The organism is Flavobacterium sp. T12S277 (genome assembly GCF_048514875.1).
Lineage (GTDB): Bacteria > Bacteroidota > Bacteroidia > Flavobacteriales > Flavobacteriaceae > Flavobacterium.
The window spans coordinates 1-1,166 of record NZ_JBLYEG010000066.1 but is presented as its reverse complement, the minus strand read 5'-3'; the positions used below and the strand labels follow the sequence as shown (position 1 = coordinate 1,166).

Genomic DNA, 1,166 nt, shown 5'->3' with positions numbered 1-1,166 from the left:
TGACCGCTAACATAAGGATCAAATAAAATATGATGTTGGTCGGTATGAATGTCCCTTGTCCAATGGGATTGTTGCTTTACCCAGGTAGCACCTGAATCTGTAGAACGCCATATCAGATGAGCACATAAATAAAGCTCATCTGGATTAGCAGGATTAACCTCTAAATCAAAATTATAACCTCCCTGACCCTTATCATCATCTCCCGATGTCTCATATGCAGCAAGCCATTCTGCAGTCGAACGCATACTCGTAAAGGTGCTTCCTCCATCTGTTGATTTATAAATTTCTCCTATAGTTTCAGCACCAACATTAGCAACATAAACAACATTTGGATCGGCTTCACAAACGGATACTCTTGTTCCGTCAGCTCCAAATACAAAGGCATCAGAAGTGATTTCAGTCCAGCTGTTTCCAGCATCAAGAGAACGGTAAAAACTTTGAGAAGCCGCTGCATACACTATCCGACCATTTGTGCCTGGCTTGTAACAGATATCCTGAAATTTAATACCAGCAGCAGATTTTAAGCTCCAATTAGCCCCCCCGTCTGTCGATTTATAGATACCGTTATCTGTAGCTGCAATGATAGTATTGTTATCCGTAGGAAGAAAAAGCATATCTATAACTAATCGATTCCCCATTCCGGAATTAGATGCTGTCCAGCTGGCGCCTCCGTTGGTTGTTTTATAAACACCTATACCATCTGCATAATAATTTGCATCACCTGTTCCCCAATAAATAACCTGATCGTTGGTAGGATCTACCGCTATGGAGGCAGACTTTGTATTGATAACCTGATCAGTTCCTAATAAATTCCAATTAAGACCTTTATCATTACTCTGATACAACCCTCCAGAAGTAGTGGCAACATACATTTTGTTAGGATCTGTGGCGTGAAATTTAATCTGAGAACAACGTCCAATACCGTGTACCTGACCGATGGTTTTCTCCGGAAAGGCTACAGGTCCAATATTTTTCCAATTAGGACTTTGGGCAATTGTAAGGTTACAGAAAAAAGAAAATACAAGCAACACTGTAATATGTAGATTTGTTTGCATAGATTATTTTTAAAATTGGAGGTAATTAGTTTTTCTTTATTTGCCTGCTTTGTAGTTCTTGCTGAACCATCTCCTGAATTTGATCCTGAGTCATTACTCTTCCGTCAGATT

1 protein-coding gene is annotated in these 1,166 nt (G+C 39.6%); it reads right to left on the bottom strand.

What is annotated here, in order from left to right; genetic code table 11:
* The coding region (locus ACN1CN_RS22735) for a WD40/YVTN/BNR-like repeat-containing protein (RefSeq protein ID WP_419137970.1) at positions 1–1,055 on the bottom strand (1,055 nt) is incomplete at its 3' end.
* Positions 1,056–1,166 lie beyond the last annotated feature (111 nt).